This is a genomic window from Agrobacterium sp. ST15.16.024 (assembly GCF_027956545.1).
Classification (GTDB): Bacteria; Pseudomonadota; Alphaproteobacteria; order Rhizobiales; family Rhizobiaceae; genus Agrobacterium; species Agrobacterium cucumeris.
Map to the genome: position 1 here is coordinate 381428 of NZ_JAQKGO010000003.1, position 15928 is coordinate 397355.

Annotated in this window: 13 protein-coding genes and 1 tRNA gene; 6 read left to right on the plus strand and 8 right to left on the minus strand. The window is 57.5% G+C overall.

Annotation, left to right across the window (positions count from 1 at the left end):
- Positions 1-63: 63 nt before the first annotated feature.
- Positions 64-1128 carry a sugar ABC transporter substrate-binding protein ChvE gene (chvE, locus tag PL640_RS13745; protein WP_142840472.1) on the minus strand — a complete coding sequence of 355 codons (1065 nt, stop codon included), beginning with the start codon at positions 1126-1128 and terminating at the stop codon, positions 64-66.
- A gap of 255 nt (positions 1129-1383) precedes the next feature.
- Here chvE and PL640_RS13750 point away from each other — a divergent pair, with 255 nt between their 5' ends.
- Positions 1384-2388, plus strand: coding sequence for a LysR family transcriptional regulator (locus PL640_RS13750; RefSeq protein ID WP_142840474.1), 1005 nt, complete (start codon positions 1384-1386; stop codon positions 2386-2388).
- A gap of 103 nt (positions 2389-2491) precedes the next feature.
- Entirely contained in the window at positions 2492-2953 is a 462-nt protein-coding gene (locus tag PL640_RS13755; RefSeq protein WP_271362294.1) for a hypothetical protein, read from the plus strand.
- 46 nt (positions 2954-2999) lie between these two features.
- Here PL640_RS13755 and PL640_RS13760 read toward each other — a convergent pair whose 3' ends face one another.
- Together PL640_RS13760 and PL640_RS13765 are read right to left on the minus strand one after the other, a co-directional pair.
- Positions 3000-3275, minus strand: coding sequence for a hypothetical protein (locus PL640_RS13760; protein ID WP_271362295.1), 276 nt, complete (start codon positions 3273-3275; stop codon positions 3000-3002).
- A gap of 251 nt (positions 3276-3526) precedes the next feature.
- On the minus strand, positions 3527-4033 hold the full coding sequence (locus PL640_RS13765; protein WP_142840477.1) for a MarR family winged helix-turn-helix transcriptional regulator: 507 nt from the start codon (positions 4031-4033) through the stop codon (positions 3527-3529).
- A gap of 521 nt (positions 4034-4554) precedes the next feature.
- Here PL640_RS13765 and PL640_RS13770 point away from each other — a divergent pair.
- From PL640_RS13770 to PL640_RS13780, 3 genes are all read left to right on the plus strand, one after another.
- A tRNA-Arg gene (locus tag PL640_RS13770) sits at positions 4555-4631 on the plus strand.
- Between the two features lie 755 nt (positions 4632-5386).
- Entirely contained in the window at positions 5387-6628 is a 1242-nt protein-coding gene (locus PL640_RS13775; RefSeq protein WP_271362296.1) for a HEPN domain-containing protein, read from the plus strand.
- A 5-nt stretch (positions 6629-6633) separates the two neighbouring features.
- A complete protein-coding gene (locus PL640_RS13780; RefSeq protein ID WP_271362429.1) occupies positions 6634-6696 on the plus strand; it encodes a hypothetical protein in 63 nt (20 codons plus the stop codon).
- Positions 6697-6785: 89 nt separating this feature from the next.
- On the opposite strand, the gene PL640_RS13785 is transcribed toward PL640_RS13780, so the two are convergent.
- From PL640_RS13785 to PL640_RS13795, 3 genes are all read right to left on the minus strand, one after another.
- Positions 6786-8735 (minus strand): methyl-accepting chemotaxis protein, encoded by a 1950-nt coding sequence (locus PL640_RS13785; protein WP_271362297.1) that lies wholly within the window; start codon positions 8733-8735, stop codon positions 6786-6788.
- 435 nt (positions 8736-9170) lie between these two features.
- Positions 9171-10370 carry an MFS transporter gene (locus PL640_RS13790; protein ID WP_271362298.1) on the minus strand — a complete coding sequence of 400 codons (1200 nt, stop codon included), beginning with the start codon at positions 10368-10370 and terminating at the stop codon, positions 9171-9173.
- A gap of 273 nt (positions 10371-10643) precedes the next feature.
- Complete coding sequence (locus PL640_RS13795; protein ID WP_271362299.1) at positions 10644-11996, minus strand: O-antigen ligase family protein; 1353 nt, start codon at positions 11994-11996, stop codon at positions 10644-10646.
- 524 nt (positions 11997-12520) lie between these two features.
- Here PL640_RS13795 and PL640_RS13800 point away from each other — a divergent pair.
- Positions 12521-13591 carry a GNAT family N-acetyltransferase gene (locus PL640_RS13800; RefSeq protein WP_271362430.1) on the plus strand — a complete coding sequence of 357 codons (1071 nt, stop codon included), beginning with the start codon at positions 12521-12523 and terminating at the stop codon, positions 13589-13591.
- A gap of 49 nt (positions 13592-13640) precedes the next feature.
- Here the strand turns inward: PL640_RS13800 and uppG are convergent, their stop codons facing one another.
- Together uppG and uppI are read right to left on the minus strand one after the other, a co-directional pair.
- A complete protein-coding gene (gene uppG / locus PL640_RS13805) occupies positions 13641-14720 on the minus strand; it encodes a polysaccharide biosynthesis glycosyltransferase UppG (RefSeq protein ID WP_271362300.1) in 1080 nt (359 codons plus the stop codon).
- A 2-nt stretch (positions 14721-14722) separates the two neighbouring features.
- Positions 14723-15790: a polysaccharide biosynthesis UDP-hexose transferase UppI gene (gene uppI / locus PL640_RS13810; protein WP_271362301.1), complete on the minus strand. Its 1068-nt coding sequence runs from the start codon at positions 15788-15790 to the stop codon at positions 14723-14725.
- Positions 15791-15928: the final 138 nt, after the last annotated feature.

Consider the following 15928-nt stretch of genomic DNA (forward strand, 5'->3'; position numbering starts at 1 on the left):
GCGTTTTTATTTTTATGGAAAAACGGGGATGACGCCAAGTCATCCCCGCATGTGTCTTCAGGCTTATTTCAGCTGGTCTTCTTTGTAATAACCGCCATCAACGAGAACCTGCTTGTAGTTCTCCTTGGTCACGGCAACCGGCTTCAGCAGGTAGGACGGAACGACCTTGACGCCATTTTCATAGGTCTTGGTGTCGTTCACTTCAGGCTCCTTGCCCTGCAGAACGGCATTCACCATGTCGACGGTAACCTTCGCGAGTTCGCGGGTATCCTTGAAGATGGTGGAATACTGTTCGCCTGCAATGATCGACTTGACCGACGGGACTTCAGCGTCCTGACCGGAAACGACCGGCAGCGGCTGGTCCTTCGAACCATAACCAACGCCCTTCAGCGAGGAGATGATGCCGATGGACAGACCGTCGTAAGGCGACAGAACGGCGTCAACCTTGGCGTCGGTGTAATAAGCCGACAGCAGGTTATCCATGCGGGCCTGGGCCGTTGCCGGATCCCAACGCAGCGTACCGACCTTGTCCATGCCCATCTGGCCGGACTTCACGACCAGCTTGCCGCTGTCGATGTAAGGCTTCAGAACCGACATTGCGCCGTCATAGAAGAAGAAGGCGTTGTTATCGTCAGGAGAACCGCCGAACAGCTCGATGTTGAACGGACCCTTGCCGTCCTTCAGGCCAAGCTTGTCAACGATCGAAGTTGCCTGCAGAACGCCAACCTGGAAGTTGTCGAACGTTGCGTAGTAGCTGACGTCGCCGCTGTTGCGGATAAGGCGGTCATAAGCGATGACCTTGATGCCCTGCTCGCCAGCCTGCTTCAGAACGTCCGAAAGCGTGGTGCCGTCGATCGAGGCGATCACGAGGACTTTCACGCCCTTGGTGACCATGTTTTCGATCTGGGACAGCTGGTTCGGAATGTCGTCGTCGGCATATTGCAGGTCGGTCGTGTAACCGGCTTCCTGCAGCTGCTTGACGATGTTGTTGCCGTCATCGATCCAGCGAGCGGAAGACTTGGTCGGCATGGCAATGCCGACGGAACCCTTGTCCTGTGCGAAAGCCGGTGCTGCGAAGGAAGCAGCACCGATGGCACAAGCCGCCATCAGCGAAATAATGGACTTCATTAACTCTCTCCCTTGAACCCTTTTCTGGCACCCGCATGTTGCGGCGCACCATGAAATTCATGCCGTCAGAGGAAGGAGCCGCGTTCGGCCCGTTCCGATCTCGCAGCTGCGAAACGGAACAGATGCCGCTCCTCCCCGGCATCCCGCAAACTGTTCTGAATCCATATAACTGTCAAATAGAATATATCGGCTTACCTATATCAATTATGCTATATTAAATCGATACAATAACCGATGAGGGGTATAAAACGGCGAATGAACAACCAAAAAGTGTATGAGCAGACGCAAACAACAGACGCGCTTTTCGTCTTTGAAGACAACCCGCTTCTGCGCGCCGGATTGAAGATGAGCCATCTGCGCATGCTGGTCATGATCGAGGAGCACGGGCAGGTCAGCGCCGCCGCGGCGGCCATGAACATAACACAGCCGGCGGCCTCGCGCATGCTTTCCGAAATGGAAGCCATCGTCAAAAGCCCGCTCTGTCAAAGGGCCTCGCGCGGCGTGGTGCTGACCAAATTCGGCGAGGCGCTGGCCCGCCGGGCGCGCACCATATTGCTGGAGCTGCGCGAGGCGAGCCGCGAGCTTAACCAGATGAAATCCGGCAGCGGCGGCTCGGTCTATATCGGCGCCGTCACGGCACCCGCCATCAGCCTTGTGGTTCCCGCCATCAAGCGGGCGACGGACACCTATCCCGGCATCGAGATCAACGTACAGGTGGAAAGCAGCAATGTGCTGGCCCGGGAGTTGCTGGCCGCGCGTCACGATTTCATCATCGGCCGCATTCCTGACGATTTTGACCCCGGCCTGTTTTCCATCCATGAAATCGGCATCGAGCGCGCCTGTCTGGTGGTCGGCGAAGGCCACCCCCTGCTTGGCGGCGAGCCGGTGACACTGAACGATCTTTCGGCTTATGATTGGGTTTTCCAGCCGCCCGGCGCCCTGCTGCGCAGAACGATGGAGGACGTGTTCCTCACCCATGGCGTTGCCATGCCGCGCAATATCATCAACACGCCGTCCATGCTTCTGACGCTCGCGCTGATCTGCAACACCAATGCAATTGCGCCGATCGCGCAGGACATGGCCGAGTTCGTGGCCGGCCAACAGGCCGGCATCGGCCGCACCCGCATCCTGCCGACGGATTTCGAACTTGTGGTCAAGCCCTATAGCATCATCACCACCAAAGGCCGTGTTTTGCCGCCCAGCGCCCGGCTGCTTTACGATCTGGTACTGGATGAAAGCCGAAAGCTGACGGGACCATGATGATGGCCGCCTGACGAGGGGCCGCGACGAGGTGGCAAGCCAGACGCCACCTTCATCTTATAAACAGCCCGGATGTACGAGCCGGCGCAGGGGAAACAGCCGCATGCTTTTCGGACAATCCGTTTTCCAGTCGGTCGTCGAAAGACTGAAGCAGGAAAGAGAAGAGGAAGCCGCGGAACCGCCGCCGCCTGCCCGTCATCGCATCGCCGGTTTCAATTCCAGCTTCGTCGTCGGCACGCCCTCTGCTGCGCCGCAACCGGGAAATGGCGGCCTCGACGCCTATCTCGCCTTTCTGGCCGAACCGGCACCACCGCCTGAACCCCAGCCGGAGCCAGAGCCGGAACCCATGCCGGCCCATCTCGAAAAGACCTCGCTCGCGGATGTGTCAACGGAACTGGCGATCCATGAAACCGACACCGCCGCAACGCTTGCGGAAAAACGCCGCACCTTTGCCCGTCTCAACCACCCCGACGGCGTGAAACCGGAATTCCGGCACAATGCGACCCTGCGCATGACCGCGGCAAATCTGCTGATCGACCAGGCGATCCGGATGCTGAAAACTTAAATAGTGGAATACGAGGCAGCGATGCCTGCAGGAGGATATGCCGCTGTCAGCCGGCGCCGTTTTTATCGACGGGCGCGTTATCGGCGGGTTCGTCTGGCGCAGCCTTGTCCGCTCCGCCCTTGGCCGCATCATCAACGCTCAAGGGTTTGAATTTCACCAGCAGCTCATAGGCCGCATAGGCGGCGATGCCGCCGACGATCGTGCCCCAGAAAAATTCGCGATTGACGAATTCGATCACCGCCCAGGCCGCACAGAAACCGACGATCAGCAACCTGACCCATAAAGGGCGATAAAGCGGATGGCTGGTATCGATGTTCAGCATGGCGTTCCCGTTTCCGGCCTTTTCCGCCACACCGCGCTCTTGCGGCATCGGGTGACCAAAGGCATATGCAGGTCGTCTTGGCCGTTTCACAGGAAAATTGCAACGCAAATCGAGCCGCCACCGATCAGGCTGTCGTGAAAATACCGGAACGGCAAATCATCATGCACAGCCCGGCGAGCCGGAGGTTAGGCCCGGCCCGCACTTTCCGGGTCGTTGCTCGCAGAGCAGTCCCCCGTCGACGAGAGCCCCGCTTAGTCCCGCAGACGTCCAAGCAGCGACAGCAGCTGGTCGCGGGCTTTCTTGCCGCCAATCCTGTCGATCAGCTTTTCCTCACGGTCACGCCATGAATCGGAAAGGCTGTCGAGAAGGCGGCTGCCTTCCTCGGTCATATCGAGAAAATGAACACGCCTGTCCTCTTCCGACCGGCGGCGGACAAGCAGCCCCTTGTCTTCCATGCTGTCGACGATCGCGACGAAATTGGCGCGCTGGATGCCGAGCGCTTCCGCCACATCGCTCTGTTTCAGGCCCGGATTGCCACCAACAATGACGAGAACCGAAAAATCAGCCGGTCGCAATCCCCGTTCCGCCAGCACATCGGAGAACCCATTTGCCACGGCAAGTTGCGAGTGCCGCAAATGATAGCCGATCGCCGTCGTCAACAGTCCATAGTCAATTGCCGTAAGATGCACCGGTTCCACTCCGTCACTTTCGGCCTTTTCCGCCCGCGGCCCGTTGCTATGTGCCAATCGCAAAGCCATCCGATCCCCCGCTTGATTCGTTCCTTTACCCTGCCGAAATCATAACCGACAACGTTCCAAAACTGTATCCCAAATAAATGTAGATGATACTAATATTGTATAATAATTTGACAGTTAATCCGCAAAAACCCAAACCCCGCTTCCAGGCCGCCATCCGGAGGCCGGAAAAAATATGACTATTTACCCGCCGATTTTGAGGGTATCGCACGGCCCGCCGCACCGTGTTTGAAAGGCATCGCGCCAATCCCGGCGCCTGCCCGTGGTGGCGGCAAAACAGCAACAGGATCAGGCGATAACATACTACTTATAGGGGAAACCCGATTTCAACAGAAAAAGCAATACGCCAAACGACGCATTGTTTCCGGAACCCGCACAAAGGCATTCAGCACCCCACAACAAACCGCGTCTCACTCCGGCAGAAAAACACGTGCCGTTTCGCAAATCTCTGATTTTTAGACATTGATGCGGAAAGAAAGCTGGGGTATGAACCAACCGCTGCACGCGATTCAAGCGTGACCGCTGCACCCGTAGCTCAGCTGGATAGAGTGTTGGATTCCGATTCCAAAGGTCACAGGTTCGAATCCTGTCGGGTGCGCCATCAATTTCCTAGTGCATTGAAACGACAGCAGCTGGGCAGACTGGAAGCAGGTGTTGGGAAGCTGCACGAGTGGAGGTCTACGACATCCATGTTGCGTCCGCATACGGAGGCGATCATCAAGCGCTATGAGGACCTGCTAACAGCCACCGAGCAAACCTATGTGTCTCCACCAGTGCACCCCACATTGCCGAGACGGGACAGGGGGTGGGATGCTGCGCCGCTTTGAGGGACCCCTTGGCCACCGGGGGGGGGGAAACGCCCGCCGCCGCTGTCACGTATTACCGCTCACATGTCTGACCCCTGTTTTAGTCCGGGAGGAAATATGAGAGCTGATTGTGAGCGGTGGACTAGCGTCCCGCCTCGCGGTTCAACTGGAGGGCTACGGACGGGGTTGCCTTTCGCACATGCAGGACACAAAGAACTACAGGTCATCTAAGGGGAATGTTGGAAGACTGCACTGCTACCTGCCACATTTCCCGGGCTTTCCAGATGACCCTGAAGGGTGCTCAAGCAAGGCCCGCGAACAATCTGATGAATCCCATGCCCTCGTAGCCGACAGCACGGCGAGCTCAAGGGGAGCCTCGTGCACCTGCTCAAAAGGCGCCCCTTGCACCAGAGCTTGACCACAACCCATCCGCATGTGCATGCTCAACCATTAGGTGTTCAGAGCATTGGCAGGCGCTTGATTCTTTAGATGTTACCTCTGGTGAGGAGGTCAGGAGACGGCTCGCAAATCGATGGAGGGAAGAGACATAATGCTTGACGGTAACGACAATCGCCTGCTCGAAATCCATACGATTGCATACGATCATTCTCGAAAACTCACGTTGGAAGAAGTTGTTTTTCTGGCCAAGATTGAGCTAGAGATTACCCCACCGCCGCCAATGCATATGAATCCCCGCGCCGCTTTCGTCTTCGCAGGCCATCATACTAGCGTGATGCTTGAAGCACGTCTGTACGACTTCTTTCCGTTCTCTCACTTGAAGGAAACTATGCTTTGGTCTTCCTCTGGTTCTGAAAGCCCCCGACAAGGCACCGCACTACAGTGGGTCGCACGCCAACTCCTCGCTGGCATTGCGCCAGATTCAATTATCAAAACTGCCAACAGTCAATATGCGGAAAACGGATATGACGCGCTGGAGATAAGCAAGGTGACTGGCGTTGAGGTTGAGGACATCGTAAAAATCACGGAAGACTATGAGTTGTGGCCGCATGATAAGCTCCCGGCTGACTCCAGAAATCGCCTACTTTTTGATGATACTGGGACTCCATTTCGCACTGCCAACTCCTGCGCCCTTGTTCATCACTTCCGGCATAACAAGGTGATTGACCCGGATTACCAGCCCGCTCTCATTGATATGTCAAAAGATCGTTTCGCGGCTCCCAACATGAAGCGTACTAATAAAAGACTTGAGATAAAGCGTGCGTTGATCCTTTCGACTAGTGTCGCTGTCAGTATGCCTTTCACCTACTGTCGTGCGGCCATAGATCACATAATGGATGCTGACAGGGCCTATAGTGGCTCATTTGAGCCTGTCGGCTTCGGATCGGAAAAGCCAAACATCGATGCGATTCAAGAAAACTTAAGATTGCTGGGGAATTTCAAGAACCCCGCTGCGCTTTACGTTGCGATTGACCGTCTTGGCAAAGCGAAGAGTTGGCAGTCTAATAAGGACAGGGCGCTTGATCTTGGTATGGCCTTAGAGATCGCTTTGATGCATGAAAACGGCAACAGCGGCGATGGAAACGCAGAGATCACATATAAGCTTTCGTCCAGAGCGGCATGGCTTCTTGGAAAAAATCCAGAAGATCGAAAAGAGGCCTTTGAAAAAGCAAAGAAAATCTACGGGCACCGTTCAGCGGCTGCTCACACCGGTCGACTTAAGAAAGAGAGCGAATTCGCATCGCTTGACGCAAATGCTTTTGTTACGCGCGTCTTGTCGGCAGTTCTCCGGCGCGGCAGCTTTCCTGTGTGGCGTGACTTGGTCTTGGGCTAAAAGCCATGGGTAAGGGTTGGCAGTCGCGCATAAACAGCGACTTGAGAGAGCTGTCCGGTCTTCATTGAGCCCAAAATACAAAGCCGCCCAACGTTAACCTCCTTGAACATCGGCGGAGATATCCCCGCCGATGTTCCTGCACATAACCGACCGTCGCTTAAAACTCCTGCCAGTCATCCTTTGACGTATCCACCGCCGCATTGCCGGAGAAGGCGGAGGCGAGCTTGCGGCCCAGCGCGCGGACGGGGGATGCGACCGGCCTGTCATTGCCGCCGGCATTGCGAACCGGAGCGGGCTGGCTCTTCTGCTGATAGGCGGCTTCACCAAGCCTGAACTGCGAGAGCAGCTGGTTAAGCGAGGCGACCTCCTTGGCGAGGCTGTGGCTTGCGGCATTGGTTTCTTCCACCATCGCCGCATTTTTCTGCGTGTCCTGATCCATCTGGTTGACGGCCGTATTGATCTGCTGGAGGCCGGAAGATTGCTCCTGTGCGGATTCCACAATGGAAACCACGTGCCGGTTGATCTCCTGCACTTCCGAGACGATGGTCGCCAGCGCCTTGCCGGTGTCGCCCACCAGCTGAACGCCCTGCTGCACCTGATCGTTGGACGTGGTGATCAGCGCCTTGATTTCCTTCGCCGCACTGGCGGAGCGCTGCGCAAGCTCGCGCACTTCCTGCGCGACGACAGCAAATCCCTTGCCGGCCTCGCCCGCACGCGCGGCTTCCACGCCGGCATTCAGCGCCAGAAGATTGGTCTGGAAGGCGATCTCATCGATCACGCCGATGATATTGCTGATTTCATTGGCGGATTTGGCGATCTGTTCCATGGCGACCACGGCGCGGCGCACCACTTCGCCGGATTGTTCGGCACCCGCCTTGGCGCGGCTGACGATCTGGCCGGCTTCTTGCGCACGCTTGGTGGAATCGCGCACCGTGGTGGTGATCTCTTCCAGGGCGGCGGCGGTTTCTTCCACGGCTGCGGCCTGCTGTTCCGTGCGCTTGGCAAGATCATCGGCGGCCGATTTGATCTCGTTTGCGCCGGCACCGATGCCACCGGCATTCTGTGCAACCTTGGTCAGCGCGCCCTGCAGCTTTTCAGCCGACATGTTGAAGTCGTTGCGAACGCCATCCAGCGCTGCCGTGAACGGCTGGCCGATGCGGTAGGAAACATCGCCTTCGGACAGTTTCGACAGGCCGGCAGCGAGATTATCGACGGCGAACTTAACGTCGGCGGCTTCGCGCGCCTTCTGCTGCTCACGCTCGATGCGGTCCTTTTCCGAAAGGCTGCGATTGGCTTCGGTTTCCTGCTCGAGGCGAATACGCTCGAGCGCATTTTCGCGGAATACCTGAACGGCTTTGGCCATCTGGCCGACTTCGTCTCCGCGGCCCGTGCCGTCGATTTCCGCCGCTGTCTCGCCGCCGGCCAGTGCCACCATCCGTTCGCGCAGGCGGGCAATCGGCGCGGTGATGCCACGCGACGCCACGAAAATCGCCAGAATGACACCGATGGAGAAAACAAATCCGATCGCGGCAAGCGATGCCAGGATCGTCGAATTGGTCTGGTCCGTCAGATCGTCACTACCCTTGATGACGCCTTTCGCCAGCTTGTCCAGCAGCGCCGCCATCTCAACGGCGGCGGGGCGAATGGAGGCATCAGCCTTCAGCATCTCCGCTGCCGCTTCCGCGGAGCGATCTGCGATGCCAAATTCGACCGCCTTGTCGGTAATCGCGGTAATCTCCTGCGATTTCGCCATAAAGCCATTGATTGCAGCCGCCTCTTCCGGAAATGCCGCCTTCACATTGTTGAGGCGCATCACCAGCAGCCGCTTGCTCTCGGTATAAAATTCCCTGGCAACCTTGATATCCGGCCCGCTCGCATCATAGGCCATCACCTGATAGGCACCATAGGCAACCGCGGCGAGATTTCGGTTGGCCCGCGCAAGCTCCACCAGAGCGGCGTTGTCATTGGCAATGAAGAACGAATAGGCCGTATCCGCCTCCTTGTAACGGCTGGACATGAAGGCGGTCGCGGCGAGACCGACGATGCAGAGCGGCAGAATAAGCGACAGGATTTTGGTGCGAATGCTGGCGTTTTGAAGGAAAGACACGGAAACCTCACGTCAATGAAAAACCGCTCCTTCCCCGTGCCGGAGGTGTTCGGCAAAACTGACATTGCACGTCGAACGCCTCGATCATTGAGGCTTCGCGAGACGCATCACCGGCCCGAGCCGCGATTTGCATCATGCATGCGCCCGCCAAAAGTGATGCCCGCCCTTCAAATATCGACAGGTTACCTTCTAAAGCACAGGCGACCCGAAAGAGAGCGGAGGCGCATTTCGAGAGAAATGGAGCGCGGCCAATTTGCTGAATACCGATCACCATTCCTTGTTCGACAAAATGATTATAGTCAAAAACTTTACAATTCCTTCATGTCCCTCGGGCCTGCAGAATATTAGGATTATAAAGCGGCGACAGGTATTTCTGCCGCCTGCTTTGCCGAACGAAGCGGCGCCTGCAATACGCATTCGCAGCCAGCCAGGCCATCATCCGCTTCGGGCAAAAGTCCGCGCTTTGCGCATCATCGTCCAGCGCTGAACCAGTGCGGCCAGCAGGGCAAGACCGGCCATGGCGGCAAAGACCACCGCGATATCGCGATAGGCCGTTGCAAAACCGAACCGGGCAATCCACGGCTGGCTCGCCAGCGGCGAGATGAAATGTCCGAGGAACATCGATGCCGTGACAATGCCGGCGATACGCCCGCGCAGCCGCAGCGGTGCAAGCATGATCGTCGTGGACATGATGGCCGGCATCACAAGGCCAAGACCAAGTCCCGCCACGCCAACCGCCGACAGCATGAATACCAGCCCGTCTGCCATGGCGAGCAGCGCAAATCCCGTCGCCATCAGCACCAGCCCGACGGCAAGAATGGCGGCCACACCCATATGCCTGCGCAATCTTGCAAAATTGAGCGCCGTCAGCGCACCCGCCAGATTGAAGATGCCAATCGCATATCCCGCAACACTGCCGGAAAACACGCCGAGTTCACGCATGAAAAACGGCAATTGCGAAGGGATGGTGTAAAACAGGGCGTTGACGAGAAACACTGCCACCGCCAGCACGGCCACCAGAAGCCAATTGACGGCAAAAGCCGGCCCGCCCTCGCCGCCGCGGCTATCACCCATCGCCGGTTCCTTCAGGAAAAGCAGGGCCGCCGGCAGAATGAGCAGGGCGATGGCATAGACCGCAAAGGGTGCGCGCCAGTGAATATCGGCCAGCAATCCACCCGCGACGACGAAAAAGACGCCGCCAAGCTGGGTGAAAGCCTGCTGCAGCCCCAGATAACGCTCCCGTGCCGGCCCCTCGAAATAGTCGCCCACCAGCGCCGTGCCGATCGTCATGATGCCGCCGATCGCCAGACCCAGAAACGCCCGTCCAACGAGCAGACCCGCAAGGCTATCGGCAAAAAGACCGGATATGCCGGAAAGGCTGTAAAGCAGGATGGCACCCAGCAGCAGCCGTTTGCGGCCGAAGCGGTCCGCCAGCATTCCGGCGACGGGCGCGCAGAGCGCAACGAAAACCGATGGCAAGGTCAACACCATACGGCTCAACAGCCCGACATTGGCTGTCGACAGGAAGTTCTGTTCGATGGCGGGCAGCGAGGGCGCAACCGTCGTTCCGGCCATGATGGTGAGTGTGGCGACAAACAGCAGGGTGATTTTCAGCGCCGTGGAATTTTCAGCCATCGTCACGCCTCCCTGGAAGGGAGCGCGGGTTGCGGGCGCGGCCAGATATGGTCCGTAGGGAGAGTATGATATCGCTCATGGAACGTCCTTCAACAGTGTTCCATGCTCTGATAATTCCTCAGCAATAGTTGAGGTCAATAGCTGCGATGAAAAAATGTACCCCATCAATGGCGAATGGCATCTCCAGTCCTGCCACTCGCCCGGCGGAGCACCACTTGCGCGCACCGGCACGAACCGGCGTCTCCCCGCCAGACATCGTCCGCAACGAACGGTCTATGATGTGGGGCGCGAAAGAGGCTTCGGCACCATTATCCCGTCATCATCGGCGCGGGCCGGCTCTCGCCGTTTCTCATCCTGGACCAGGCTGGCAGTCGCCTGCAGATGCAGGCCCATCACGGCGACGATAAGGAAAAACCAGACGAAACCCGCACTTAGCATGAGGATCGTTTCCAGAAAGCTGTAAAGCAGCACATAAAGCCAGACGCCGACATAAAGCCTCGTCAGCGGGCTTTTGCGCGTGGCCTCATCCATTTTGCCAAGATAATGAAGCGGCAGCAGATAGATCCACACCAGCACCAGCACCAGACCCGGAATGCCGGCCGCAAGCACAAGGTCGAAATAGGCATTATGCGCAGCCGGCGCGGTCGCCGCCCAGCTGTTGTTTTCAATGGAACTCGATAATAGCGCATCGCTGCGCCAGAAGGCCTGATACCCGTAGCCAAGAACCGGTCGCTGATGGATATAATCAATGGCGATGGTCCAGATATCGGTTCTGCCCGTGAAACTGGCGTCGATCCCCATATTGGTCAGCATCTGCGAAAAGACCGGATCGACAGTGGTGCCGATCACCACCGTCGTGAAGACCACCATCAGCAGGGTCACGACCAGATACCGCCATTGGGGCCAGCGTACGATGAACCAGCCTGTACCGATGATGATCGGCATCAGCCCAAGCGCCGTCTTGCCGCCTGACTTGACCAGAAAGATCAGCGACAGCAGCAGAACCACCATCCCCCCGAAGAAGGACCAGCGCCTGCAAAGGTAGATCCCGACGATGATCAGCACCGACATGATCGAGGCGGCCTCGTTCTTGTGATTGAAGACACCCCGCCAGTTGCCCGCAAGAAACGGCTCCAGCGCATCGCTGATCTGATGAATCGACCGTCCGGGCAGGGCCGCGATCCCGAAATAGCACAGGAACAGGATAATCCACACGCAGAAGGCAAGCATGGTGGTGAAATGCCGCTCGGTGCGCGGCAACTGCAGGAAACCATCGGCAAGCGCACAGATGATGGCGCACATGACCAGCCGCCGCAGCGAGAACATCGGCGCTTCGCCCACCAGCGAAGTGAACGCATACCAGCCGAAAATCGCCGCGATCAGCAGGCGCGGTGCAAAGAGGATCGAGAATGATTTTTCCTTCGCCATGAACGCCACGAAACTGAAAAGCAGAATGATCGCGGTGAGCTGGTTGAGAAGGCTGGAGCCGGCTGCCATGGCGGAGCCGGAATAGGTGGAGGAAAGTGAAACATAGGGCGAAAAGCCGATCGTGAAGTAAAGGAAGGTCACATAAAACAATGCGTCCCGCCAATAGCCACGCCCCTGTCCGTCGTCCGCTGCATCCATAAGGGGTTTTTCTCTTCCTTTTTCCACGTCAGCACACATCGTATCCGATGCTTCCTCCCCGTCACAGGAATATCCAGCAAAAATCCTATTTTTTAGTTATGCATAATGCACGGAAGAATAGTAATTCCGTCTTTTTCTTTTGTTATAAAGAGATAGACCCGCAAACAGAGAAATGACGCATTATTCTGGAGGTCAGTTCGGGGAGCAATGGAATTTCCGCTGGAAACAATTTTGTGAATTGACATCAAATATTTGATTTTATTAAGTTCAAAACGAAATATAACCTGGAATAAATCGCTTCCGTCTGTACTGCAGAAGGACAATTTGGACGTATTGAGGGTATGACTCCTAGCTCTCTTTAGCGTATATTAACAACTTAAGATATATCCTGGAGTTGATCTCATAATTGCGCATAAGGCTGGAGACCTAAGGTGGACGTTCCAAGACACACCAACATGGACGATGGCGATATCGGTCAATCCACACGGTGCCCGGACAAGCCCGGAACGGTCGGCATTCGCCCCATGCGCAAGGACGATGTCGAGGCTGTCGAAGCGGTCCTCAACAGCGCGTTCAAGAAGACCGGGCGTGACGTAAATTTCGATTTCCGCTCCTATGTCGAGACATTGTTCTTCAGCAGCCCCACCTTTGATCCGGAATATGGCAGCGTCGTCTATGATGCGGGGGAGAACAGGGTCACTAGCGTCATCCTCGCAGTCCCCATGCGGTTTATCGCGAATGGAAAAGCCATTACCGCCAGGTTGTTGTGCGCTTTCGCATCAGATGGGAAACTCGGCGCGCTGGGGGCTGCCCGCCTGTCTCGCAGCATGCGGGCAACGAAACATGACATGCTGTTTTCGGACACGGCCTCCCCCGTCAGCGCCGATCACTGGGTGGCGATCGGCGGCAATATGATGCCGATCGAAAGCCTGCAATGGCACAAGGCCCTCAAGCCCTTCTGCACGATTGCGCTGCGCATGCCGCGACGCTCGAAATTGGCCAAGACCACCCTTGCCCTGTCGGCGCTTGGATTTATCGACGGTATCCTGCGATCATGGAAAAAAGGCTTGAGGCCGCATCAGGTCGCCGGCGCCAGGGTAAAAACCGTGGATTTCGAGACATTCCGCCGCAAGGCGCTGACGATGATCGAGCGGTTTTCCATCCGTCCGGAATGGTCTCACGAGGAGTTTCACTGGCTGATAGAAATGAGCAGGGCCAATGAGAGCCTCGGTGAACTGAAAAGCCTGATGATCGAGACCGCAGAAGGCCATGTCATGGGCGCCGCGCTGTTTTTTGGCCAGCCGGGAAGAACCGCCTATGTGCTTAATCTCGTCTGTGATGCCGGTCGTGAAAACGACGTGCTCAACACCCTGTTCCGCCATTTCGACGACGAGAACTACGCCCACGTCACCGGCATGTCACAGCCCTTTCTCATAAACGCGCTGTACCGCCAGAACCATATGAGCTTTCGCCATGACGGATATTTCTGCATGGCAACCCGGGATGAAGCCCTGCGCGACCGGGCGATTGCCGGCGACATCTATATTGGTGGGCTATGCTCGGAAAGCTGGAGCAAGCTGATAACCGACTATTGAGCCGCCCCCCCACCACGCCCTTGGCGCAGAAGGCAGGCTGCAAGCGTTTTTACGCCTTGGTGAAACGCTGGACATTCGCCGAGATCAGGTGGCGCAGCGCCTTCGCATAACGTTTGGAGCGCGTCTTGGCTGCCAGCGCGCTGGTCCAGTCCACCATCGAGCCGTTGATATCGAAGTCGCCCAGCTGCCCTTCGGGAACGTCACCCTTTTCGATACGCTCGACGATGGACCCCAGCGCCGCGTAAAATTCCGGCGAGCGATAGGGCGGATGTAGCGAATACATGCCCTTCCCCGTCCCGAGAAAATCCAGCCGGTGCACGCCCACGCGCATCATGTTGGTGCTCAGCACCTCTTCGGCGGGCATCGACACCGGCTGCTGGTTATAGGCATAGGAGCGGATACGCCGCTTGGCATCGGGCCGCAGCAGTTCCAGAGAGCCGATCCGCTTGGCAAAACGGTCCATGTCGATCATGAAAAGCCGCGTGGAGACAGTGGCAAAACGCCATGTGGGGATGCGCGATGGCAGCTTGCGCGGCTCAGGGATGTTCCTCACCCCCGGCATGCCGACATGGCGAGAGATATCAAGATCGCCGCGCACCGTCGGCGGTCCGGAAAATGGCGTGATGCAAAGGGCATCGGGGTTGGCCTTCTGCAGGGCAACGGCCTCTTCGAACCAGCTCTGGCTGCCGCCGCCAAACATCATGTCGCTGTCCATATGCAGCACATAACGGGCATTGGCGCGTTTCAGCCCATAGAAATACACATGAAACGGCCCCCCGTCGAAGGCCTTGGCCGGATAGGGGATCGGCGAGCGCGAAAAGAAGGTCTTTGCCACCACGTTGCGCGCCGCATCGCTGTAATCAACCACATCCACATGCAGATGCGGATAATTAGTCTGCATTTCCTCCAGCATGTCGAAAAGGCGTTTGCTGGCCGCATCAAAGCCGTTGCCCTTGTAACGGCCCGCCCCGACCTGCCCGGTATCAACAGTCAGAAGAATGCGGTCCACCTGACCGCCCCAGACCCGCAGCTGATGCGGCAGGGTAAGGGCCGCATGCGGAGCATCGAAGGGATGCAGATTGATCTGCAGCGCTTTCTGTACAGGAGGAAGCGACGTTTCAGCACTCATGCTCATGCACCACGGTTCCGGAATTCATTGATGACGGCCATCATCGGTTTTTCGTTGAAGCTCCAGTCCAGCGGCAGCGGCCGGTTGGGCGTGCCATCCCGGCGCGGATAGGCCCAGCGGATCCAGCTATATTGGTCCGAAATACCCCAGGTCGTGATAGAGGAGAGCCCGCCACCCGCCGAGGCCGCTTCCAGAAAATCGCGGACCTGGCCGTTGATCAGCATATCGCGCTCGGCCTCCGGGCCGGGCAGCGTCTGGTCCATCACATCCAGCTCGGTCACCAGAATGGCAAGACCGTAGCTGCGCATTTCCATGGCGAACGCGGCGAGCTCGTCCTTGGCGATCGGCCAGCCGCCGCGCAGATGTCCCTGCAGGCCGATGGCGTTGATCGGTGCGCCCTTCTCAAGCAGTTCGAGAATAAGGTTGCGGAAGGCCGCGCGTTTGGCCGGCGATTTTTCAACCGCGAATTCCACATCATATTCGTTGAGAACAAGCTGCGCCTTCGGATCGACTGCGTGCGCAATATCGAAGGCCTTCTTGATGGCGTCCGACCCCGCCCCGTAATACCAGGCATCCCGCCGCGCGCGCACATTGCCCGGCACATCGGGGATCGGCTCATTGACCACGTCCCAGCTGTGGATCACGTCCTTGTAACGCTCCATCACCTTGACGATATGGGTCTCCATCAGCTTCTCGACCTTGCCGCCGCCGACACTCGCAAGCCAGGGCGCGTTGGAGGCGTACCAGATCAGCGGATGGCCGTGCATGGAAAGCTTGTGCTGGCGCGCAAAGTTGGCGATTGCATCCGCGGCGGCGAAATCGAACACGTCAGCGGAAGGCCGCATGACCTCCCATTTCATTTCGGTAACCGGGGTGATGCGCGAGCAATATTTGACAACAGCCTCGCCGATGCGGCTATCGGCATTGAGATCCGGCAGATAAACCGCCGCACCATAAGGGGCGGTTTTGACCGGCGCTTTCTTCTGCGCGGCAAGGGTCGGGCCGGCCATGGCATGCAACAGGCCGGCACTCGCCGCACCGCCCAGAAAATTCCGCCGCCCGATCCGCATTCACCCGCCTCCGCAACCCTCGCGCATCAACGTCCGAAAGGACGCAACCACGCTCTAATTCTCAAAACATAACATCTCGATCATGCCAAAAGGATATTAAAGATTTGCAAGGTTAACCGACGCTATACCACGTCATAA

Bases quoted from the DNA above. Each gene is read 5' to 3' on its own strand.
- PL640_RS13750 (WP_142840474.1), top strand. From the start codon at position 1,384: ATGAACAACCAAAAAGTGTATGAGCAGACGCAAACAACAGACGCGCTT.
- PL640_RS13790 (WP_271362298.1), bottom strand. From the start codon at position 10,370: ATGGCTGAAAATTCCACGGCGCTGAAAATCACCCTGCTGTTTGTCGCC.
- PL640_RS13775 (WP_271362296.1), top strand. From the start codon at position 5,387: ATGCTTGACGGTAACGACAATCGCCTGCTCGAAATCCATACGATTGCA.
- PL640_RS13795 (WP_271362299.1), bottom strand. From the start codon at position 11,996: ATGGATGCAGCGGACGACGGACAGGGGCGTGGCTATTGGCGGGACGCA.
- PL640_RS13765 (WP_142840477.1), bottom strand. From the start codon at position 4,033: ATGGCTTTGCGATTGGCACATAGCAACGGGCCGCGGGCGGAAAAGGCC.
- PL640_RS13755 (WP_271362294.1), top strand. From the start codon at position 2,492: ATGCTTTTCGGACAATCCGTTTTCCAGTCGGTCGTCGAAAGACTGAAG.
- chvE (WP_142840472.1), bottom strand. From the start codon at position 1,128: ATGAAGTCCATTATTTCGCTGATGGCGGCTTGTGCCATCGGTGCTGCT.
- uppI (WP_271362301.1), bottom strand. From the start codon at position 15,790: ATGCGGATCGGGCGGCGGAATTTTCTGGGCGGTGCGGCGAGTGCCGGC.
- uppG (WP_271362300.1), bottom strand. From the start codon at position 14,720: ATGAGTGCTGAAACGTCGCTTCCTCCTGTACAGAAAGCGCTGCAGATC.
- PL640_RS13760 (WP_271362295.1), bottom strand. From the start codon at position 3,275: ATGCTGAACATCGATACCAGCCATCCGCTTTATCGCCCTTTATGGGTC.
- PL640_RS13800 (WP_271362430.1), top strand. From the start codon at position 12,521: ATGCGCAAGGACGATGTCGAGGCTGTCGAAGCGGTCCTCAACAGCGCG.